Here is a 19446-nt window from a genome sequence, read left to right as displayed (position 1 = left end):
TTTCTAAGGGGATTTGTGCGTGTCTGACTTAGCCTATCCGATTATCGTTTATGCGCACTTGCTGCTGTTTGTGTTGTGGTTGGGCGCAGATGTGGGCGTCTTCGTGCTCGGCCAGCACTTCCGAATGCGCGAGAATTACACGCTCGATCAGCGCATTGCCTTGCTCAAGCTACTGGTGGAGATCGACATGGTCCCGCGCAGCGCGTGGGCGCTGATGGTGCCGCTCTCGCTTAGCGTTGTGGATATGGGCAATTGGTGGGACGTGCCGACTTGGCTGCTCGCTGGCGCCTGGATTATCGGGCTGTTCTGGCTGTGGCTGGTTTGGGACGCGCATAAGCACGACATGACCCCGCGCGCGGCGCGCAACCGTGCGATCGAAGGCTGGCTGCGCTGGATCATCGGCGGTTTCTATCTTTGGCTGGGCGGGCAGAGTTTGCTCTTGAACGCGCCTCTAGGGCCGGATTGGCTAGCGTGGAAGGCGCTGATGTTTGGCTTCATATTTATCGCTGCAATCATGATCGATGTCGCCTTTAAGCCGGTGGGCGCTCAGCTTGCCGCGGTTATGGAGCAAGGCTCTAGCGATGAGACGGAGATCCCGTTGCGCCGCACCATGGACAAAACCCGCATTTGGGTTTGGGCAGTCTACATCTTGCTGCTGATCACAGCCTTTCTCGGAAATGTGAAACCGAATTTTTGACCGTTGCATGGAAGTCGCACTGAGGCGGGGTTTGTGCGCATTGGAAAATTTGTCTGGACAAATTTTTGCCGCTGGGCAGAAATATGACACATAGGGACTTGGGAGCACCGCAGGTGGAAGCGCGGTGGAAATGGGAGGAAATTCATGAAGAAGCTTTATTGCGGCAGTCTGCTGGCAGCGACGATGCTTACGCCAAGCGTCGTCGTCGCGCAGGACAATGAGACGGCAGAGGAAACCGGCTCCGGCAACGTAATCATCGTCACCGCGCGTAAGCGGGCCGAAGATTTGCAGGACGTTCCCACCAGCGTTGCGGTCGCGACCGCTGAGCGGATTGAGAACCTCAACCTCAACAATCTGACCGACATTGCGCAGACAACGCCGGGCCTAATCTTTGACGACAGCTTCGGCCGCGACGGCAACCGTCCGGTAATCCGTGGTCAAGCCAATATTCTGGGCGACAGCGGTGTCGCCTTCTTCATCGATGGCATCTATTACACCGGCAGTTTGGCCGACTATGACGTCGACACGATCGAGCGGATCGAAGTCGTCAAAGGCCCGCAGAGCGCGCTGTATGGACGCAACACCTATTCGGGCGCGATCAACATCATCTCGAAGATTCCTGGCGACCGCTGGGAAGGCCGCGTCACCGCCGATGTGGCGACCGATGATCGGTACGAGCTTACCGCTGGCATTCGCGGGCCGCTGGGCAACGGCTTTTCGCTCGGCGTGAATGGCCGCGTCTATGACTTTGGCGGAGAATTCACCAACACGTTTGATGGCAGCAGGATTGGCGAGCAAAGCTCTTGGTCGACATCTGGCCTCTTGCGCTATGACAATGGCGGCCCGTTCACTGCTCAACTGCGCGGCTATTACAACCGCACGGATGACGGCCAGCCCGCGACTTTTGCGCAAGGCACCACGCAGAATAATTGCCTGTTCGATGACGGTGCACTTTATGGCGGCGGCGGTCGCTATTTCTGCGGCGTGATTGAGCCGGGTGTGATCAACACTGACTACACTCGCCAGTTCGTTGATGCCTCGGCAGTTGGTTTTGAAGCCGATACTTACAACGTCTCGCTGCGGATGGATTATGAGCTCTCCGACGAGCTCACCCTCACTTCGCTGACGGGCTACAATGACCGGACCACCACGCTCATCACCGACGGCGATTATGGGCCAAACAGCTTCCAAACGGCTGTCTTTGCGCGCTTCCCGTTTGCTGGTTTCCCGGTTCCGCCGTTTGACTTTGCGTTTGTTGGCACCACGGTCGACTTTTCCTTTGCAGGACGCTCTGAGGAGAAAGACTGGTCGCAGGAATTGCGGCTTGCCTATGAAAGCGACAACTTCGACTTCATCGTGGGCGGCTACTACTTTGACCAGTCTTCAGACAGCTTCGACATTCGCCAGGTGCCCGCCGACGCGGCGGCTCGTGCAGGCGCAAGCTTCGGAGCAGCCTTTGGCAATGAGCTGGCGATCTGTGCCGCCAACCCAATCTGCGGCAGTGTTGTTCCGTTCTTTGGGCCAAATGCACCAAACAGCCGGAATGAGGCGCTTAGCAACATCGAGAATATTGCAGTTTTCGGAGCGATCACCTGGCATCTGACAGAAGATGTCAATCTGGGCGTCGAAGGGCGTTATGCCGAGGAGACAATCTCGCAGATCCAGTTCGACTTTGATGAAGGTGACGCACGGCCCGCCGGCGAGGTTTTCCCTGACGCGAAGTTCACTTCCTTCACCCCGCGCGTTACCTTCGACTGGCAGGTGTCTCCCGACAACCTGCTCTACGCAATCTACGCAGAGGGTATCAAGCCGGGCGGGTTCAACAGCGTTCAAGCCGAGAATGCCGGGGTCGGCACCTTCGATGAGGAGGAGAACACCTCCTATGAGCTGGGCTTCAAGAATTCCTTTGCTGATGGCCGTGTGATCTTCAACATTGCTGGTTTCTACACCGACATCGAAGGCTATCAACTCACCCAGAACATTGCTGATGGGGCGAACCAGTTGTCGGCCACCGTCAATGCCGGTGATGCAGAGATCTGGGGTCTGGAAGTCGAGATTCTCGGCGAGATTTCGCCAGGCCTTGTTCTGACGGCCAACTATGCGCTCGCCGATAGCGAGTTCACTAGCGGCCGTGACCAGAACCAGGGCGTTCTCAATGATGTGGCAGACGACGGCTTGGTCAATTGTTCGACCGGGGATGAGTTCCCGGATGCTGACGGCGGTGCGTGCACTGACTCGATCTTCGGCTCAATCGTCGGAAAGTCGATCCCGCGTGCGCCCAAGCACCGCATCTTCGCCGACGTGAACTATCGCTCGGCGACAGAGATCGGCAATGGCGATTGGGACTTCTTCGCCGGTGCCAATGTCACAGTGACCTCGTCCAGCTTTGCGCAGGTTCACAACCTGGCTGAGACAGGCCGTGCTGCCGAAGTCGATGCGCGGATTGGGCTCGATAATGGCCAGTTCCGCATTCAGGCTTATGCCAACAATCTGTTTGGTGAGGATACGATCCAACAGATCATCCGCTATGCAGACGCTGATGCGGACTTCCGCCGCAGCTTCATTGGTGGGCTTCGTCCAGGCCCGCGTTACGGCATCGTGGTGTCTGCCGGCTTCTGATCGGTAAATCGATGATTTGAGAAGTAAGGGGCGGGGGCTTTCGGGCTACCGCCCCATTCTTTGCGCACTAAGCGTTGGCCAGAACTGTCATCGCCGCACGCTCTCCGCTCTCGAGCGCCGCCTCCATCCCACTCGAAGCCTGTGCCATATGCTCGCCGGCAAAGTGTAGGGCGGAGCGGGTTTCTTTCACGCAAGCCGCCAGATCGCGAACCATCCCGGTGCCGATATGGTGGTAGATGCCGCGCGCGTGGGGATTGCGCTGCCAACTGTAGAATGTCGCTTCTGTGATTTTGCCCTGAGCAGAGGGGCGTGCGCGCTCAATCCGAGCGATGATCTCTTGGCGCGCGAGCGTCTCAGGCATTCGGTCGAGCGCATCCGCTCCCGCTCCGGTGGTCCAGACTTTGAGCATGGGAGGGCCATCCCCGCTTCCGTCGGAGAGCACAAAGACCCGCCCGAGCAGCGGATCATCAGTCCACAGCGTGTCTGGGAATGGATCGTCCTGCCAGAACGGTTCGCTCGCGGTGAGATAGGCAAAGCTCGCTCGGGTATAAGGCAATTGCGCGATCATCCGGGCGAGCGACGGTGAAAGCGGACTGGCGATCGGGATGTGGCGCAGAGCGGCGAAGGGGATTGTGCAGATCACTTGGTGAGCCCGAACCTCTCCTTGGTCGAGATGCATATGCACATGGTCAGAGTGTTCGATGATACTGCGCACTCTCGTGCCCAGCCTCACATCTCCGCCGAGTGCCCCTGCCATAGCCTCGGGCAGGCGCTGCGAGCCGCCAACCACAGTCGAGACCGGGCCGGGCTGGCTGAGGAAGATCGCAATGCTGCGAGCAAGGTGGATATGCGACATGGTCGACAAATCATTGCCGTTGAAATTCGCCTCGATCAGGCGAAGCGCTTCGGGAGTGGCTCCTGCCTCACGCAGGACCTGACGGACCGAGACATCGCCGGTGAAAGGCTGTTCCATCCAGCTTTCGATCTGCTCCAGGCCGACCATAGAGCGCAAATAGCGTCGCAACAGACCGGCGGGCTCAACGGTGCGTTCATCGCTGGCCAGAATGTTGCCGGGACTGTCCGGCCAGCTCTCAGCCGTGCTGCGCTCACCATTGATCCAATAAAGGTTGCCGGGCGTTTGCCGGCGGCCTGCACCTGCCCCTTCGTCTGAGGACAGTGCGACGCCCAGTTCCCGAGCAATAGCGTGGAGGCGATTATAGCCTGCGCCGATCTGGATGCCGCCTGCCTCGGGCCTGCCGGGAATGTTATCCAGTGTGCGGAGTCGTCCGCCAATGCGGTTCTCCGCCTCCAGCACTACGACGGAAAGACCCTGAGCCTCGCACAATCGTGCAGCGTTCAGCCCGGCGAGCCCTGCTCCGATAATGGCAACGTCAACTTCGGTCCGCGCCCGAGCAATCCGCGGCGCGGCTCCGGCGAGGACAGCGGCGCTCCCCCCGGCAAGGAAGGTGCGCCGCTTGAACGTCATCAGTGGCCCTCACCGCTGTGTTCAGCTTCACCTTCAGCAGCTGCAGCCGCGCGGGCTTGATCGGTGAGAAGCTTGAACTTGGTCCAGGTCGTCTCATTGGGACGGGTGTCGTCCTTGGGCGGGGCGGATTCGTAGATCGGATAGTTCTCGCGGATCTCGTCCTTCAGCACGTCGGGAAGCTCTTCAAAGCCGCCGGGCAGCTTGCGGCCCATGGCATTGAAGACCATCTGGCCGGGGCGCCCGCCCATATTCATCCACGGAGCCCAGGGGGAAATGCGCACCCAGCTGATCATCGGATAGGCCGTCGGCGTCGAGGCGTCATAGAGCTCGTCCTTCAGTGCGGCGAAGTCGAAGATTTCCATCGCGTGATACATGTTGCCGACATATTGCTGGTAGTCGCCTGCAAGCGGGTTCGGATAGAACAGCGGCACTTCGAACGGGATGAAAACATAGGGTCCGGATTCGCGCAAAGTCGACATGCGGAACGGCGATCCATCGCGACCCACGGGGAAGTTGGGACGACCGTTCACCGGATCATTGTGGATCTGCATCACATCGACCGTCTCGCCGGTATAGGGGTTCTCCCATGTGTCGAGCACCTCGCCGGTTTCGGGATCGAGCATCAGCATCACCTCGCGGCTGATCAACCGCCAACCCGTGCCGCGCTCAGGATCGCTGACTTCGACGCAGCGACGGATGTTCATCCCCTCGCCCTTGAAGATCAGCTTGTCGCGCTCTCCGGGCGTGCGGGCATAGATATTGCCGGACCAGTGATAGACAGCGGGCTCGTCTTCTGAGACACCGCATTGCAGTCGCTTGGAAATCTCGAGCGCATCTTGCGGATCATTGGGGTCGAGTGTCTGCGCCGAAGCTGGTGAAGAGAAGCCAGCAGCGGCGAGCGCAAGCCCCGCTACGGCAGTTAAAGTGGCGACGATTTTCATGAGTTCCCTCTCCCGATGAGCAATTTGTCCGGACAAATTCGCAATTCGTGCTTGACTTTAGATTTGTCCGGACAAATTGTGAAGCCTCAAATTTGCTCCAGTTTTTGAAGGGTAGTCTTCCAAGCCGTGTTTGCTGCTGCCAGCCTTTTGTTTGTTCCCGGATCACGCTCCGACCGCTTTGCCAAGGCAGGTGCGGCGAGGGCGGGGCTGACGGTGATCGACCTGGAAGATGCGGTCGCGGCTGAGGACAAAGCAAGTGCGCGTGATGCGGCTCTGGCGCATGTGGAAGAGCACTCAGCAGGCTGGGCCATTCGCATCAATGCAGTGACGACGGCTGCGGGTGTACGCGATCTGGCTGTGCTGGCCGATCGGGCCGAGGCCGGACAAAAGTTACCAGAAACGCTGCTTGTCCCGATGGTCGAGGCAGAGGCGGAGATTGCAGTGGTTGTCGGAGCATTGGGCGACAAGACGCCCGCGCTCATCCCTCTGATCGAAACGCCCAAGGGCTTGCGCCAGACACTTGCCATCGCTGCCCATCCGGCTGTGACAGCTATGATGTTTGGCGGCGGAGATTTCTCTGGAGAGCTGGGCGTCGAACTGGCGTGGGGGCCGCTGCTCGCCGCGCGCCAGCACTTCATCCTCGCCTGCGCTGAAGCTAGCAAGCCCGCCATCGACGTGCCCTTCATCAAGCTCGACGATGAAGACGGCCTTGCTGTCGAATGCGCCCGTGCCCGCGCCATCGGCTTTCACGCCAAGGCCGCGATCCATCCGCGCCAGTTGCCCGCGATCGAAGCTGCCTTCGCGCCCAGCGATGCCGACGTCGCGGAAGCCAAGGAGGCGCTTGACGCGTATGAGGCAGGCGGTGGCCGCGCGATCCGCTTCAAAGGCAAAATGCTCGAAGCCCCCTTTGTCAAACGTTACCGCGCCATCCTCGCGCGTGCAGAAGGAACTGAAGATGCGTGATGGTGTAATCGAAGTTTCCCCCGGCCGCTTTCGCGAGGTGCAGGGCCGCTACTTCGAGGATTTCGAAGAGGGCCATGTCTACGAACACCGCCCCGGTCGCACGATCACCGATGCGGACAATGTGTGGTTCACATTGCTGACGATGAACACGCATCCCGCTCACTTCGACTATGAGCTTTCCAAGGACACCGAGTTCGGCAAGCCGCTCGTCGTCTCACCCTTCACTATCGCTTTAATGACGGGGATGAGTGTCTCCGACACCAGCGGCAAGGCCATCGCGAATCTCGGCTGGGACGAGGTGCGGATGGTCAAGCCTCTGTTCGTTGGTGACACGCTCTATTGTGAGAGCGAAGTGCTCGAAAAGCGCGAAAGCAAGAGCCGACCTGAGCAAGGCATCGTGACCTTCAAGACCATCGCCAAGAACCAGAAGGGTGACATTGTCAGCCACTACAAACGCACTGTCCTTGTCTGGAAACGTGGCTTTGGCGGCCTCGACGAGTAATCCCCTGCCCCCGCAGAAACCGACTGAAACCTAGGAACGCAATATGGCTACCGCCGCAAATCTCGAAGACCAGATCCGCACCATCGACCCCGATGAAGAACGCGCCTTCATGGACGCGATAGACCGGTGGCTCGAACGTGAAGTGATCCCGGTAGTCCAGCATCACGATCACGGTGATATCTGGCCGGAGAAACTGGTGCACCAGATGGCGGAGATGGGGCTGTTCGGCGCCACGATCGGTCAGGAATATGGTGGATTGGGCCTCCCAGCGACGACCTATGCAAAGATTGTGATGCGCATTTCCAGCTATTGGATGGCGATCACCGGTATATTCAACTCGCACCTGATCATGGCTGCGGCGGTCGAACGCTTCGGCACGCCTGAGCAGAAGATGCGCTGGCTGCCCAAACTTGCGACAGGCGAACTTCGCGGCGGTCTTGCGCTTACCGAGCCGAATGCCGGGACCGATCTTCAAGCGATCCGCACCGTCGCGAAGAAGGACGAGAATGGCGACTACATCCTCAACGGTACGAAGACCTGGATATCCAACGCGCTGAACGGCGATTGCTTTGCGATGCTGGTCAAGACCGATCCCGATGCCGACCCGCGTTATAAGGGCATGAGCCTGTTCATCGCCGACAAGCGAGAGGGTCTTTCCACGGGCAAGAAGTTCGACAAGCTCGGCTACAAGTCGATCGACAGCGCTGAGCTCATAATGGAGGATTACAAGATTCCAGCCGACCAGCTGATCGGCGGCGTCGAAGGGCAGGGCTTCTTCCAGGCGACAGGAGGCCTCGAACTGGGTCGTATCAATGTGGCTGCTCGCGGCGTGGGCCTTGCCGAAGGCTCCCTACGCCTCGCCACCGAATATGCCCAGCAGCGCGAGACGATGGGCAAGCCGATTGCCCAGCATCAGGCGATTCAGCTGAAGCTGGGTGAGATGGTGACGCGGGCGCGGGCTGCTCGCCTCCTTACGCTCGACGCATCAGAGGCCTATGATCGCGGTGAGCGCTGTGACAAGGAGGCGGGCGTTGCCAAGTATTTCGCTTCCGAAGCGGCGGTTGAAAACAGCCAAGAGGCGATGCGAATCTATGGTGGCTATTCCTACTCCAAGGAATACGACATCGAGCGTTATTATCGCGACAGTATGCTGATGTGCATCGGAGAGGGGACCAACGAAATGCAGCGGATCATCATCGCCAAACAGCACCTCAAAGAAAACCAGATTTAAGCGGCGGCGACCCGGTGCACCTCCCGCTAAAAGGCTATCGTGTCATCAGCGCCGAGCAATATGGCGCAGGCCCCTATGGCACGATGTTCCTGGCGCAAATGGGCGCGGAGGTGATCAAGATCGAGCCGCCTGCTAAGGTGGGCGAGGACGGGAAGCGGCGTGGAGGAGGCGACACAGCGCGTGCGGTCGGCCCGCATTTCCTGCGCAAGGGCGAGAGCACCTATTTCAACGCCTTCAATTTGAACAAGCGCTCGCTGACGCTCGACCTCAATTCGGATGAGGGCCAAGCGATCCTCAAGAAGCTTGTCGCCAGCTCGCATGTGGTTGCCAACAATATGCGCGGCGATCTGCCTGCGCGGCTGGGGCTTGATTACGCGGCTCTAAAGGACATCAATCCGGCGATTGTCTGCGCACATCTCAGCGCCTATGGCCGCGACAATGAACGCGCGAAATGGCCGGGATACGACTATCTGATGCAGGCTGAGGCGGGCTATTGCACTATCACCGGAGAGCCGGGCGGAGAGCCGCAGCGCATGGGACTGTCGATGGTTGACTTCATCACCGGCACGATCTTCTGCATTGGCTTGCTCGGCGCGCTGGTCGATGCCCAGCGCAGCGGCAAAGGCCGCGATGTCGACACCGATCTGCTTTCAGCAGCGGTCCACCAGACGAGCTATCCTGCGCTGTGGTACATGAACCACGGTGATGAGACGCAGCGCACCCCGCGCTCTGCCCATCCGACCGCTACGCCCAGCCAAATGTTCAAGGCCGCCGATGGCTGGATGTTTGTCATGTGCCAGCTGCCCAAGTTCTGGGACATTCTCACCACCCGCATGGGACGCGATGATCTGCTGTCAGATGCGCGCTTTGCGACCAATGCTGACCGGTTGGCGAACCGCGATGCTCTCACCGAGCTGCTCGATGCGGAGTTCTCAGGCAAGCCGATGGCGCATTGGCAGGATTTGCTCGCTGGATATGTGCCGGTCGCGCCGGTCTACACCCTCGCCGATGCGCTCGACAATCCGTGGCTTGAGACCATAGGCATGCGCACCACGGTCGAACATCCCGACAATCCGGAGCTGAATGTGCTCGCCAATCCGATCCGCTTTGACGGAGAGCGCTTGCCCAACCGCGCAGCGCCGTTCCTTGGTGCGGATAGCGAGGCTATTCTGGGTGATCTGGGCTATGACGCAGACGCCATCTCCGACCTTCGCAAGAGCGGTGTGATCTAAAGCGATATGGGCAAGCTGTCGGGCATCAAGGTCGTCGACCTGTCGCAATTCCTCCCCGGACCCATGATGAGCGTGATGATGGCTGATCACGGGGCAGAGGTGATCAAGATCGAACCCGCCCATGGAGATCCTGCACGCGATCAGGCTCCGTTTGATACCTATGGGGACGCAGAGCATTCGGTGTGGTTCGCCAACCTTAATCGAGGCAAGAAAAGCGTGGTGCTCGACCTCAAAAGCGAGGCGGGCGTCGCGGCTTTGCGCGAGCTCGTCGCCGAGGCCGATGTCTTCGTCGAGGGCTTTCGGCCCGGAGTAATGAAGCGGCTCGGCTTTGATTATGAGAGCGTGAAGGCGATCCGGCCCGACATTGTCTACTGCTCGATCAGCGCCTTTGGTCAGGACGGCGCTCTCGCGCATCATCCCGCGCACGACATGGCTGTGCAGGCGTTGGCTGGCTTCTTGGCGGTCAATGACGGACCAGATGGGACGCCGGTTGTGCCGGGCGCGCCGAGCGCCGATCTCGCCGCTGGATTGACCGCTTTATCCGCAGTATTGATGGCCCTCGTCGGGCGGGAGCGGACGGGCGAGGGCGCCTATATAGACTGTGCGATGTTCGACAGTCTGCTGCCATGGTGCGCCCATACGGCGGGCAGCGCGATTGCGGGTGGGGAGAGCCCAGTTTCCGCCTCGCAGCGCTCGCTGGGTGGAGCGGCCTTCTACCAAGTCTATGAAACCAGCGACGGCAAGCACGTCGCGCTGGGCGGGCGCGAGGTTAAGTTTGCACGGAACCTCCTCACAGCGCTCGATCGGCTAGACCTATTGCCGCTAGCCGAAGCTCCTGCGGGAGAGCAGGGCGAACTGATTGCTTTCCTGCGCGAGACTTTCGCAGGCAAGACCCGCGAAGAATGGATCGAGTGGTTTGCCGACAAGGACGTCGCCTTCTCCCCCGTACTTGATTTCCGCGAAGCACTGGACGAACCGCACATCGCAGAGCGTGGCCTCTTGGTGGAGAGCGACACTGGCGGCAAGCACATAGCCTCGCCGATCCGCTTTGCCGGAGAGGACTGGCAACCCGGCCCCGTACCGGCCAAAGGGGAGCACAACTGAATGGCCCGTCCCTTACGCCCTAAGCTATCCGTCGACGTCGATATGCATCGCGTAGGCGAAGCGGTCTCCGGGGTGGTGGCTGACGGAAATCTCGAAGATTTTGCCGCGCGGATCGAAGTAGCATCGCAGGATTTGCAGGACAGGCGCGCCCTCCTCAATCTCAAGCGTGCGCGCGGTCCCGGCATCGGCAGCAACTGCCTGAATATCCTGCGTGACCTTACCGAGTTTGACCCCGGCCAGCTCTTCAATCTGGCTGAAAAGCGTGCCGGCGGCGAGGTCAATTCTGTCAACCGCATTGCCCAGCTTCTCATGGAAATAGGCATCAGTCACGGCAATCGGCAAAGCGTCGTCTTTCTCGCGGCGGACCCCGCGAAAGGCGCTCCAGTTGCCTGCAGTGGACGCGCCGATCTGCTCGGCCACTATATCGGGCAGAGGGGCCTTGCCGGTCGGTTCGTATGTAACCGCGCTGCCTTTGGCATATTGCAGCAGCTCGCCGACATTGGACAAAGGCTGGTGCAGAGCGCCGCCGCGCGCAGCGGCAGGCTGGACTGTCGTGCCCGATCCGCGTTTGCGCTCGATCAGTCCCTCGACTTCCAGCTTGCGCAGAGCCTCGCGCACGGTGAAGCGACTGACATCAAAGCGGTCGCACAAAGCGGTCTCGGTCGGGAACGGCTTACCGCTCGCAAAATCGCCCGCGAGGATCGCTTTGCGCAATTCTCCGGCAAGTTGCAGGTAACGCGGCGTGCGCGCGGGCTTTTTGCCAGTTTTTTTAGCAGCCTTGTTCTTGGCCTTAGACGCCAATTGAAACTCCATCCGACCCCGGGCGGGCGTTGGAGGGGCGCATGACCCAGCCGCTGCTCACCAAATTTGTCCAGACTTTAGCGCGTCCCGTCGGCAAAAGCGAGCGTGAGCGCGCACGTCTCCACTTGCTTGACTGGCTTGCCTGTGTCGCGGGCGCTCGCCGTAGCGAGGCGGGCGAGCTGGGCGGCGCTGTTTCAATGAAGGGGTGGGAGCGCGCGACCTATCTGGGCAATGTGCTGGAGATGGATGATGTCCACCGTACGTCGCTGCTCCATCCCGGACCCGTTGTGTGGCCCGCTGCGCTGAGTCTCTCGACCGCTGATATGGACACGCGGCTCGATGCGGCAGTGCGCGGATATGAGGCGATGATCGCGATTGGCGCGGCGTTTGATGCAAAGCACTACGCCCACTGGCACCCGACCGCGACGATGGGTGTGTTCGGCGCCTGCGCTGCCTTCGGATCGCTGCTGGGCTTTGCACCGGTCGAATATGCCAATGCGCTGGGCAATGCCGGATCGGTCGCGGGAGGCCTTTGGCATATGCGGCACGACAATGTGCTGACCAAGCAATGGCACATCTATCACGCCGTGCGCACGGGCCGCGATGCGGCGTTGCACGTTCATTACGGAGCGACCGGTCCACAAGCGATCCTTGAGGGGCCGCAAGGGCTTTTTGGAGCGATGACCAACGAGCCGGGAGAAGTGGCTTCGAATGGAGGGGGTTGGCTGATTGAAACCGTCAGTTTCAAACCCTTCGCCGCTTGCCGCCATGCGCATCCGGCCATCGACGCGGCGATGGAGCTGCGCTCACAGGGCAAGCTTCATGCGCCCTATACAGTCGAGACTTTCGCTGATGCGCTCACCTTTTGTGACCGCCCTGATCCGGTGACCGAGCTGGAGGCGAAATTCTCGCTCCAGCACGCCGTCGCTGTGGTCGCGGACGGACGCGAGGCAGAGCCAGAGGACTTTTCCGAGGAAGCGATCGCTGCGCTCGCGCCTCTTCGCGCGCAGGTAACCGTCGCCGAGGACCCGGCCATCACCGCCCGCTATCCCGCGCATTTCGGTGCGCGGGTCAACGGATTCGAGTTGGTCGATACGCTCGGCGATCCTGAGCGGCCCGTCACCGAAGCGCGCATTATCGCGAAAATGGACAGTCTTGCGCGCTGGGGTGGGTTGGCGAGCGATCAGGCCGACCGTGCGATCAAGCTCGCAATGGAAGGCAACGATCCCGAAGCCATCGACGCGATGCTGGTGGAGTGGATCAGATGAGCGCATCGGGCTTGCCCACCCGCGCAATCCTCGACTTTGCAGCGGCGGATCATACGCTGCCGGACCAGATCCGCGCGGACACTCTGCGTCTGATAGGCGATACGCTGGCGGGGGGAGCGGCGGGGGCGCAATCGCTTGAAGCGGCCAAGTTGGCGCGCGCTCTGCTGACTGGTGCGGACGGGCCTGCGCGGTTGCTGAAAGGCGGCACGGCTCCAACTGCAGAGGCCGCCTTCTTCAACGGCTTTGCGATCCACTGCCTGGAGTGGGATGCAGTGCATGAAGGCGCCGTAGTCCACGCACTTTCAGTCGTGACAGCTGCGGTGATGGCGAAGGCGCATGAACTAGGCTGTGCGGACCCTGAGGAAGTGCTGCAAGCCATCGCCATCGGCGTCGATATCGCCAGTGGAATGGGTATCGCGGCTACCGGTCCGATGGCTTTCTTTCGCCCTGCCACCGCAGGTGTGATGGGAGCCGCTCTCGGCACCGCGCGCCTGACCGAGCTCCGGCCGGAGAAATACGCCGATGTTATGGGTCTCGCCTATTCCTTCGCGAGCGGCACGATGCAGGCCCATGTTGAGGCTTCCATCGCGCTCCCCTTGCAGATCGGGAACGCCGCGCGCGCAGCGGTCACAGCTGTGGCGCTGGTAGAGAGCGGGATGGAAGGGCCGCATGATGCGCTCGAAGGGCCGTTTGGCTATTCGGCACTAATGGAACCGCTCGACCTCACCCGCTACACTGCGGAATTAGGCTCGCGTTGGCGGATCAGCGAGGTAGCGATCAAACCCTTCCCCTCTGGCCGAGCGAGCCACGGCGCCTTGGGCGAGCTGGAAGCGCTCTATCGCGACGGGCTGCGCCTCGAGCATGTCGCCAAGGTCGAACTGTTTGCACCGCCGCTGATCCAGCGCTTGGTCGGACGGCCCTACAAGTCCGAGATGACCGCTGCCTATGCGCGGTTGTGCCTTGCCATACTTGCGCCGCTTATGCTGCGCGACGGAGTTATTGATCCAGCTTTGTTCGATGGCGAAGAGCTGCATGAACCCGAGCTAACCGCGCTCGCGCCCAACGTCCATATCACGCATGACGGCAATCCCGACGGCAATGCCATGGCCCCGCAGCGCCTGGTGGTCACGCGCAAGGATGGTTCCGTCATCGAGCGCTCAATCAATGCAAACCTCGGCAGCATCGAACATCCGATGAGCCCCGAGCAATCAGCAGCCAAGTACGCCCTTTGCCGACGTCTTGCGGGCGACCGCGCCGACCCCAAGATTTTCGACGATCCCCTCTCCTATCTGGCAAGCCCTGTATGACCTATCCGACCTATTTCGAAGCCCTCGACCATGAGCAGATGCTGAAAGACTATCCGATCGGAGATGCTTTCACCGCGCGCTATTCGAACATGAGCCGGGACGAGCTTTTCACCATCCAAGACACGCAGTTCAAACGGCTAATGATGCGTGGTTGGCAGGTGCCGTTCTATCAGCGGCTGTGGGGCGCGCAGGGGATTGAGCCGGGCGACATCATGGGCCTTGAGGACATCACCAAGCTGCCGGTCTATGACAAGAGCGACTTGATGGCCTCCATTGCCGAGCATCCGCCCTATGGCGACTTTCACGGAATGGCAGAGGCTTCCACCCGCCCGCCGACGATCTTCCACACCACGTCCGGCACGACAGGCAAGCCGCAGACATTGATGTTTGGTCCCAAGGGGCGCGAGGTCGGCAACCTTCTCGTGGGACGGATGTATCGATGGATGGGGCTCAGCCCCGAAGACGTGGTCCACTCAGTCTACGGCCACGGTATGATCAATGGCGGTCACTACATCCGCGAGGCTGTCACGCATTTTACCAACTCGGTTTTCCTTTCCGCTGGAACAGGGATCGAGACGCGCAGCATCAACCAGGTGCGGCTGATGGCGGATTTCGGCGTGACCTGCATTGTCGGCTTCGTCGACTATGTCCGCAAACTCGCTGCCACCGCCGAAGCCGAAGAGCTGTTTGACAAGATCAACATCCGCATGATCATCGGGCATCTGGGCACCGAAGACCGTGCCTCGACCGAGGCAGCTTGGCACGGCGCGAAGGCCTATGACTGGTACGGTGTCGGCGACACTGGCAGCATTGCGGGCGAGGGGCCGGAACGCGACGGCATGTATGTCTGGGAAGACGCGCAATATCTCGAACTGCTGGGCGTCGAAGATGGCGCTCCGGTCGGCAAGGGAGAAACTGGCGACATGGTCGTCACCTGCCTATACAAGGACGACATCGCGCCCTGTATCCGCTTCAATACGCATGACATCACGCATGAACTGGATGGTCGCGGGGAGATCGTCTTCAAGCGGATCGCGGGCTTCAAGGGGCGCAGCGACAACATGGTCAAGCTGCGCGGGATCAATGTCTTCCCGCACGCGATCGGCGCTATCATCGAAAACCGTTCTGATCTGACTGGCGAGTATGTTTGCCATCTGCGTCGCGACGGTGCGCAGAAGGACCACATGACCGTGACGTTGGAGAGCCATGGCGGGACCGACCAAGCGGCTCTGGCGGAGACATTGAAGCAGGGCCTCGGGGTGGAGGTCGATATCGTCCTAACCGAACCGGGCGGCACGGCGAAAGAGACCGAGATCGACACACGCCAAAAGCCGCTTCGTCTGATCGACAAGCGCGGGGTATAGACGCACCTTCGATGATAGATTTCGACGCCCTTGATCAGGCCAACGCGCCGTTGAACGCATTTACCGATTTTGATCGAGATGCGGTGATTGGGGAGGGTCCGCTTGCCGGTGTCACGGTCGGTGTTAAAGCCAATATCGCTGTTGCAGGCATGCCGTGGCATGCAGGGCTAGAGGCGTTCGAAAGCCGCCTGGCAGAGCGTGATGCAGACGTCGTCGCGCTATTGCGGCAGGCCGGCGCGGCTTTAATCGGAGTGCTGAATATGGAGGAAGGTGCGCTCGGCGCGAAGACCGATAATCCGCATTTCGGTGCTGTTCAAAACCCGCATTGCATTGGCCATTCTCCCGGAGGCTCCTCCGGCGGTAGTGGAGCAGCTGTCGCAGCGGGCCTATGCGACATTGCGCTCGGCACCGATACGATGGGTTCGGTCCGCATTCCCGCGGCGCATTGCGGGGTCTACGGCTTTAAGCCTGCCACTGCGAGCGTCAGCCAAGAGGGGCTCGAGCCCGCAGATCTTACGTTAGATGCCATCGGACCTTTGGCGCGCAATCTCGACCTGCTGGAACAGGCAGCGCGGGTCATCTCAGGTTTCGGAGATGACCCGATGCATGGCTCGGGCGCGGTGCTGGTCGATCACGGCGTCGAGATTGTTCCAGACGTCGCCGCCGCCTTCGAAGCGGCGCTCTCTTGCCTCGACACCCCGCCCCAAGCGGTCAGCCTCGGCCACAAACAGAGTCGCATCCGCTTCGCCGGGTTCATTCAGGTCTCAAGCGAAATGTCCGAGCATCTGCGCGGAGTGCCGGTCTCTGACCACCTTGCCAAATTGCTCACCTACGGCCCCAAACGCTCGGTCACTGAGCTTGCCGATGACCAAGCAATCCTTGCCGAGACCAGTCAGGCAGTCCGGCAGATTATCGAGGATCACGGTTTCCTCATCATGCCGACCGTGCCCAACACCGCCTTCGCCCATTCGGCCCCTGAGCCTGCCGCGCAGGCCGACTTCACCTGCCTTGCCAACATCGCAGGCCTTCCCGCGATCAGTATTCCATCTGGATGGAGCACGAATTGCCTACCCATCGGTGTTCAGATCGTGGGGGCGGCAGGTGCGGAGGATGCCCTGTTTGCGCTCGCCCGCGATCTCGATACAAAACTGGGCGCCTATCGCCCTCCAACCAGACAAGAAGGAGCCTGACTGATGCGTATTATCGTACCCTTCAATCTCAAACCCGGCACGAACGTGGCTGAGTATGAGGCTTGGGCAAAGGACAAGGACATCCCGACCGCCAGCGCGCTCCCTTCGGTCAAGAGCTTCACAGTGCACAAGGCGACCGGCCTGTTCGGCGATCCGGACACGCCCCCGTCTTACGCCTATTTCGAAGTGCTCGACATCACCGGCATGGATGCCTTCATCGCGGATGTTTCGGACCCGGCATTTCAGGAGAAAGCTGCTCCCTTTCAGGACTATGCCGATGGCCCACAATTCATTCTGACCGAGGATCTCTGACGTGTCGAAGTTCGCTGGAAAGACTATCATCGTCACTGGCTCCGGCAAGCGAAAGGGGTTGGGTCAGGGCATCCTGCAAGCTTTCGCCGATGAGGGTGCGAACTGCGTCGTCTCTGACCTCGTGATCGACGAGGAAGCCGAGGCGGTAGCGGAGGAGCTGCGCGAGCGCGGAGCCAAAGTCACCACGGTCGCCTGCGACGTCTCCAAAGCGAGCGATTGCGCCGCTCTGGTCGAGGAAGCGGTTAAGACCTTCGGCAGCGTCGATGTCTTCGTCAACAATGCCGGGATCGGCTTCAAAATGAAGCCTTTGCTAGAGGTCGACACCGCTGACGAGTGGGATCAGGTGATTGCGGTCAATCTCTCCGGCGCGTTCTACGGCACACAAGCGGCGGCACGCGCAATGGTCGAGAAAGGCCACGGCGGTCGCATCATCAACATAGCGAGCCAGGCAGCCAAAACCGGCTTCCCGCATCTGGCCGCATATGTCTCTTCCAAGCACGGTATGGTCGGCCTCACACGCGCCTCTGCCGTCGAGCTGGGGGCACACGGGATCACGGTCAACGCTGTGTGCCCGAACCATGTGACAACGGGTCTGGGTGCCAAGCAGAACGAATACTTCTCCAAGCTGCTCGGCTTCGATACGGTCGAGGCCTATCTCGCCAATATGAGCGCCAAGAACCCGATGGGCCGCCCCGGCCTGCCGAGCGACACGGCGGCTGCCTGCCTTTGGCTGGCGAGCGACGAGGCTTTCTACGTGACTGGGGAAGCGCTTAACGTCTCCGGTGGAGAGGAAATGCACTGATGGCCCTCACTGAGGAACGCTTCGACCTGCCCGGCAATGCCAAGATGGCGCTTTCCGTCGTCGTCAATGTCGAGGAAGGCTCCGAAATGACCATCGCGCGCGGCGATCGCGGGATGGAGCCGGTGGACGAGCTCGGCGTCTTCGTGAAGTCGAAAATGCGCAATTACTCGAACGAGAGCAATTATCTCTACGGCATCAAGGCAGGCGTGCCGCGGATCGTGAAGCTGCTCAAACGCTATGACATTATGGCGAGCTGGACGGTGGCCGCCCTCTCTCTCGAAAACCATCCCGAGATTGCTGAGGCGATTGTGGAGCTCGGCCACGAACCCGTCAGTCACGGTTGGCGCTGGGTGCACCAGTTCAAGATGGATGAGGATCAAGAGCGCGAGTTCATCCGCAAGGCTGTGACCAGCATAGAGAAGACTTGCGGCGTTCGCCCCCATGGCTGGCTCTCGCGCTACCTTCTGACCGATAACACGCGGCGGCTGTTGCAGGAGGAAGGCTTCTCCTATCACATGGACGATTACTCCGGCGACGTGCCCTTCTGGGATCGCCAGACGACTGGCACACCCATGTGCATCGTCCCTTATCAGCTCGATAACAATGACATGAAAATGTGGACTGACCCCGCGCTCACCCCGCATCAATGGCTCGACTATGCCAAGGCGAATTTCGATCAGGTCTACCGCGAGGGTGAGGAGGGCAATCCCAAGATGATGAGTCTTGGCCTGCATCTGCGGATCATCGGGCGACCGGGCCGGATCTGGGCGCTGGAGGAGTTCTTTAAACACGTCCGCGCGCACGACGGCGTTTGGGTCACCACCCGCAAAGCCATCGCGGACCACTTCATGAAAACGACCCCGGCATGACCGTCCGGCTCGAAAAAGAGGGCGCTGTCGCCCATCTGCTGATCGACCGTGTGGACAAGCGCAACGCCTTCAACATGGCGATGTGGGAGGCGATGCCAGCCCTCATGGAAGACGCGGCGAGTGATCCCGCGATCCGCTTGCTCATCGTGCGCTCAGCGCAAGGCGGCGGGGCGTTTTGCGCGGGTGCTGATATCAAGGAGCTGCTCGCGAACAAGGACAATGCCGACTGGCGCGCAGCCAATCAAAAGGCAATCAACCGCGTGCAGTATGAGCTGACACGGCTCGATTTGCCGACGCTCGCATTCATCGAAGGCGATTGTATCGGCGGGGGCTGCGGGATTGCTTTGGCCTGCGATTTGCGGGTCGCAACGCCTGCGGCGCGGTTCGGGATTACCCCGGCTAAGCTTGGCCTCGTCTATCCGTTGCACGATGTGAAGCTCGTCACCGATCTGGTCGGGCCGGGGCAGGCGAAGCGTATCCTTTTCACCGGCAGCCTGATCGACGCGGGCGAAGCCCTGCGCATCGGTCTGGTTGAGCAGATCGCTGGTGATCCGTCTGAGTTCTCCGAAGCGCTGCTTGCCGCCAGCCCTCATTCGATCCGTGAGACGAAGGGTTTTGTCCGCCGCGTGCTCGACGGGCAGGAGGAAGATGATACCCACACTCTTCGCATCTTCGCCGAAGCCTTCACTGGAGCAGACTTCGTTGAAGGCACCACCGCCTTTGTCGAGAAACGCAAACCCAAGTTCGGAGCTTAGACA

The 19446-nt window shown here is 60.5% G+C and carries 18 protein-coding genes; 15 read left to right on the top strand and 3 right to left on the bottom strand.

Going from position 1 to position 19446, the window contains the following annotated elements; genetic code table 11:
• Positions 1–19 precede the first annotated feature (19 nt).
• Complete coding sequence (locus tag AC0V6X_RS11785; RefSeq protein WP_486184736.1) at positions 20–697, top strand: hypothetical protein; 678 nt, start codon at positions 20–22, stop codon at positions 695–697.
• 144 nt (positions 698–841) lie between these two features.
• The gene (locus AC0V6X_RS11780) at positions 842–3316 is read left to right on the top strand and encodes a TonB-dependent receptor (protein WP_486184735.1); all 2475 of its coding nucleotides are present in this window, start codon (positions 842–844) and stop codon (positions 3314–3316) included.
• 67 nt (positions 3317–3383) lie between these two features.
• On the opposite strand, the gene AC0V6X_RS11775 is transcribed toward AC0V6X_RS11780, so the two are convergent.
• Both AC0V6X_RS11775 and AC0V6X_RS11770 read right to left on the bottom strand, forming a co-directional pair.
• Positions 3384–4802, bottom strand: a complete 1419-nt coding sequence (locus AC0V6X_RS11775; protein ID WP_486184734.1) for a flavin monoamine oxidase family protein — start codon at positions 4800–4802, stop codon at positions 3384–3386.
• The gene (locus AC0V6X_RS11770; protein ID WP_486184733.1) at positions 4802–5743 is read right to left on the bottom strand and encodes a DUF1838 family protein; all 942 of its coding nucleotides are present in this window, start codon (positions 5741–5743) and stop codon (positions 4802–4804) included. The genes AC0V6X_RS11775 and AC0V6X_RS11770 overlap by 1 nt, the downstream gene beginning before the upstream one ends.
• Positions 5744–5869: 126 nt before the next feature.
• Here AC0V6X_RS11770 and AC0V6X_RS11765 point away from each other — a divergent pair, with 126 nt between their 5' ends.
• From AC0V6X_RS11765 to AC0V6X_RS11745, 5 genes are read left to right on the top strand one after another with little or no spacing between them, the layout of a single operon-like run.
• A complete protein-coding gene (locus AC0V6X_RS11765) occupies positions 5870–6706 on the top strand; it encodes an HpcH/HpaI aldolase/citrate lyase family protein (protein ID WP_486184732.1) in 837 nt (278 codons plus the stop codon).
• The gene (locus AC0V6X_RS11760) at positions 6699–7208 is read left to right on the top strand and encodes a MaoC family dehydratase (protein ID WP_486184731.1); all 510 of its coding nucleotides are present in this window, start codon (positions 6699–6701) and stop codon (positions 7206–7208) included. Before AC0V6X_RS11765 ends, AC0V6X_RS11760 begins: the two co-directional genes overlap by 8 nt.
• A 43-nt stretch (positions 7209–7251) precedes the next feature.
• Positions 7252–8439: an acyl-CoA dehydrogenase family protein gene (locus AC0V6X_RS11755; RefSeq protein WP_486184730.1), complete on the top strand. Its 1188-nt coding sequence runs from the start codon at positions 7252–7254 to the stop codon at positions 8437–8439.
• 14 nt (positions 8440–8453) lie between these two features.
• Entirely contained in the window at positions 8454–9671 is a 1218-nt protein-coding gene (locus tag AC0V6X_RS11750; protein ID WP_486184729.1) for a CaiB/BaiF CoA transferase family protein, read from the top strand.
• 6 nt (positions 9672–9677) lie between these two features.
• Positions 9678–10775: a CaiB/BaiF CoA transferase family protein gene (locus AC0V6X_RS11745; RefSeq protein WP_486184728.1), complete on the top strand. Its 1098-nt coding sequence runs from the start codon at positions 9678–9680 to the stop codon at positions 10773–10775.
• A 24-nt stretch (positions 10776–10799) separates the two neighbouring features.
• On the opposite strand, the gene AC0V6X_RS11740 is transcribed toward AC0V6X_RS11745, so the two are convergent.
• Positions 10800–11576 (bottom strand): GntR family transcriptional regulator, encoded by a 777-nt coding sequence (locus tag AC0V6X_RS11740; protein WP_486184727.1) that lies wholly within the window; start codon positions 11574–11576, stop codon positions 10800–10802.
• Positions 11577–11617: 41 nt separating this feature from the next.
• On the opposite strand from AC0V6X_RS11740, the gene AC0V6X_RS11735 reads away from it, so the two are divergent.
• Genes AC0V6X_RS11735 through AC0V6X_RS11700 form a run of 8 tightly spaced genes read left to right on the top strand, consistent with a single transcriptional unit; the run spans position 11618 to position 19443 of the window.
• Positions 11618–12844 carry an MmgE/PrpD family protein gene (locus AC0V6X_RS11735; RefSeq protein WP_486184726.1) on the top strand — a complete coding sequence of 409 codons (1227 nt, stop codon included), beginning with the start codon at positions 11618–11620 and terminating at the stop codon, positions 12842–12844.
• Positions 12841–14151, top strand: coding sequence for an MmgE/PrpD family protein (locus AC0V6X_RS11730; protein ID WP_486184725.1), 1311 nt, complete (start codon positions 12841–12843; stop codon positions 14149–14151). The genes AC0V6X_RS11735 and AC0V6X_RS11730 overlap by 4 nt, the downstream gene beginning before the upstream one ends.
• Positions 14148–15515, top strand: a complete 1368-nt coding sequence (locus tag AC0V6X_RS11725; RefSeq protein WP_486184724.1) for a phenylacetate--CoA ligase family protein — start codon at positions 14148–14150, stop codon at positions 15513–15515. Before AC0V6X_RS11730 ends, AC0V6X_RS11725 begins: the two co-directional genes overlap by 4 nt.
• 11 nt (positions 15516–15526) lie before the next feature.
• Positions 15527–16705, top strand: coding sequence for an amidase (locus tag AC0V6X_RS11720; RefSeq protein ID WP_486184723.1), 1179 nt, complete (start codon positions 15527–15529; stop codon positions 16703–16705).
• Between the two features lie 3 nt (positions 16706–16708).
• Complete coding sequence (locus AC0V6X_RS11715) at positions 16709–17017, top strand: REDY-like protein HapK (protein ID WP_486184722.1); 309 nt, start codon at positions 16709–16711, stop codon at positions 17015–17017.
• A 1-nt stretch (position 17018) separates the two neighbouring features.
• Positions 17019–17819 (top strand): SDR family NAD(P)-dependent oxidoreductase, encoded by an 801-nt coding sequence (locus AC0V6X_RS11710; RefSeq protein ID WP_486184721.1) that lies wholly within the window; start codon positions 17019–17021, stop codon positions 17817–17819.
• Positions 17819–18688, top strand: a complete 870-nt coding sequence (locus AC0V6X_RS11705; RefSeq protein WP_486184720.1) for a polysaccharide deacetylase family protein — start codon at positions 17819–17821, stop codon at positions 18686–18688. The genes AC0V6X_RS11710 and AC0V6X_RS11705 overlap by 1 nt, the downstream gene beginning before the upstream one ends.
• Entirely contained in the window at positions 18685–19443 is a 759-nt protein-coding gene (locus tag AC0V6X_RS11700) for an enoyl-CoA hydratase/isomerase family protein (RefSeq protein ID WP_486184719.1), read from the top strand. Before AC0V6X_RS11705 ends, AC0V6X_RS11700 begins: the two co-directional genes overlap by 4 nt.
• Positions 19444–19446: the final 3 nt, after the last annotated feature.

The sequence above is a fragment of the Erythrobacter sp. S267 genome (assembly GCF_057365045.1).
This window is presented reverse-complemented; position numbering and strand designations above follow the sequence as displayed.

Excerpts from the sequence above, each read along its gene's own strand:
- AC0V6X_RS11780 (WP_486184735.1), top strand. The coding sequence starts at position 842 with ATGAAGAAGCTTTATTGCGGCAGTCTGCTGGCAGCGACGATGCTTACG.
- AC0V6X_RS11775 (WP_486184734.1), bottom strand. The coding sequence starts at position 4,802 with ATGACGTTCAAGCGGCGCACCTTCCTTGCCGGGGGGAGCGCCGCTGTC.
- AC0V6X_RS11770 (WP_486184733.1), bottom strand. The coding sequence starts at position 5,743 with ATGAAAATCGTCGCCACTTTAACTGCCGTAGCGGGGCTTGCGCTCGCC.
- AC0V6X_RS11760 (WP_486184731.1), top strand. The coding sequence starts at position 6,699 with ATGCGTGATGGTGTAATCGAAGTTTCCCCCGGCCGCTTTCGCGAGGTG.
- AC0V6X_RS11755 (WP_486184730.1), top strand. The coding sequence starts at position 7,252 with ATGGCTACCGCCGCAAATCTCGAAGACCAGATCCGCACCATCGACCCC.
- AC0V6X_RS11745 (WP_486184728.1), top strand. The coding sequence starts at position 9,678 with ATGGGCAAGCTGTCGGGCATCAAGGTCGTCGACCTGTCGCAATTCCTC.
- AC0V6X_RS11735 (WP_486184726.1), top strand. The coding sequence starts at position 11,618 with ATGACCCAGCCGCTGCTCACCAAATTTGTCCAGACTTTAGCGCGTCCC.
- AC0V6X_RS11730 (WP_486184725.1), top strand. The coding sequence starts at position 12,841 with ATGAGCGCATCGGGCTTGCCCACCCGCGCAATCCTCGACTTTGCAGCG.
- AC0V6X_RS11725 (WP_486184724.1), top strand. The coding sequence starts at position 14,148 with ATGACCTATCCGACCTATTTCGAAGCCCTCGACCATGAGCAGATGCTG.
- AC0V6X_RS11720 (WP_486184723.1), top strand. The coding sequence starts at position 15,527 with ATGATAGATTTCGACGCCCTTGATCAGGCCAACGCGCCGTTGAACGCA.
- AC0V6X_RS11715 (WP_486184722.1), top strand. The coding sequence starts at position 16,709 with ATGCGTATTATCGTACCCTTCAATCTCAAACCCGGCACGAACGTGGCT.
- AC0V6X_RS11705 (WP_486184720.1), top strand. The coding sequence starts at position 17,819 with ATGGCCCTCACTGAGGAACGCTTCGACCTGCCCGGCAATGCCAAGATG.
- AC0V6X_RS11700 (WP_486184719.1), top strand. The coding sequence starts at position 18,685 with ATGACCGTCCGGCTCGAAAAAGAGGGCGCTGTCGCCCATCTGCTGATC.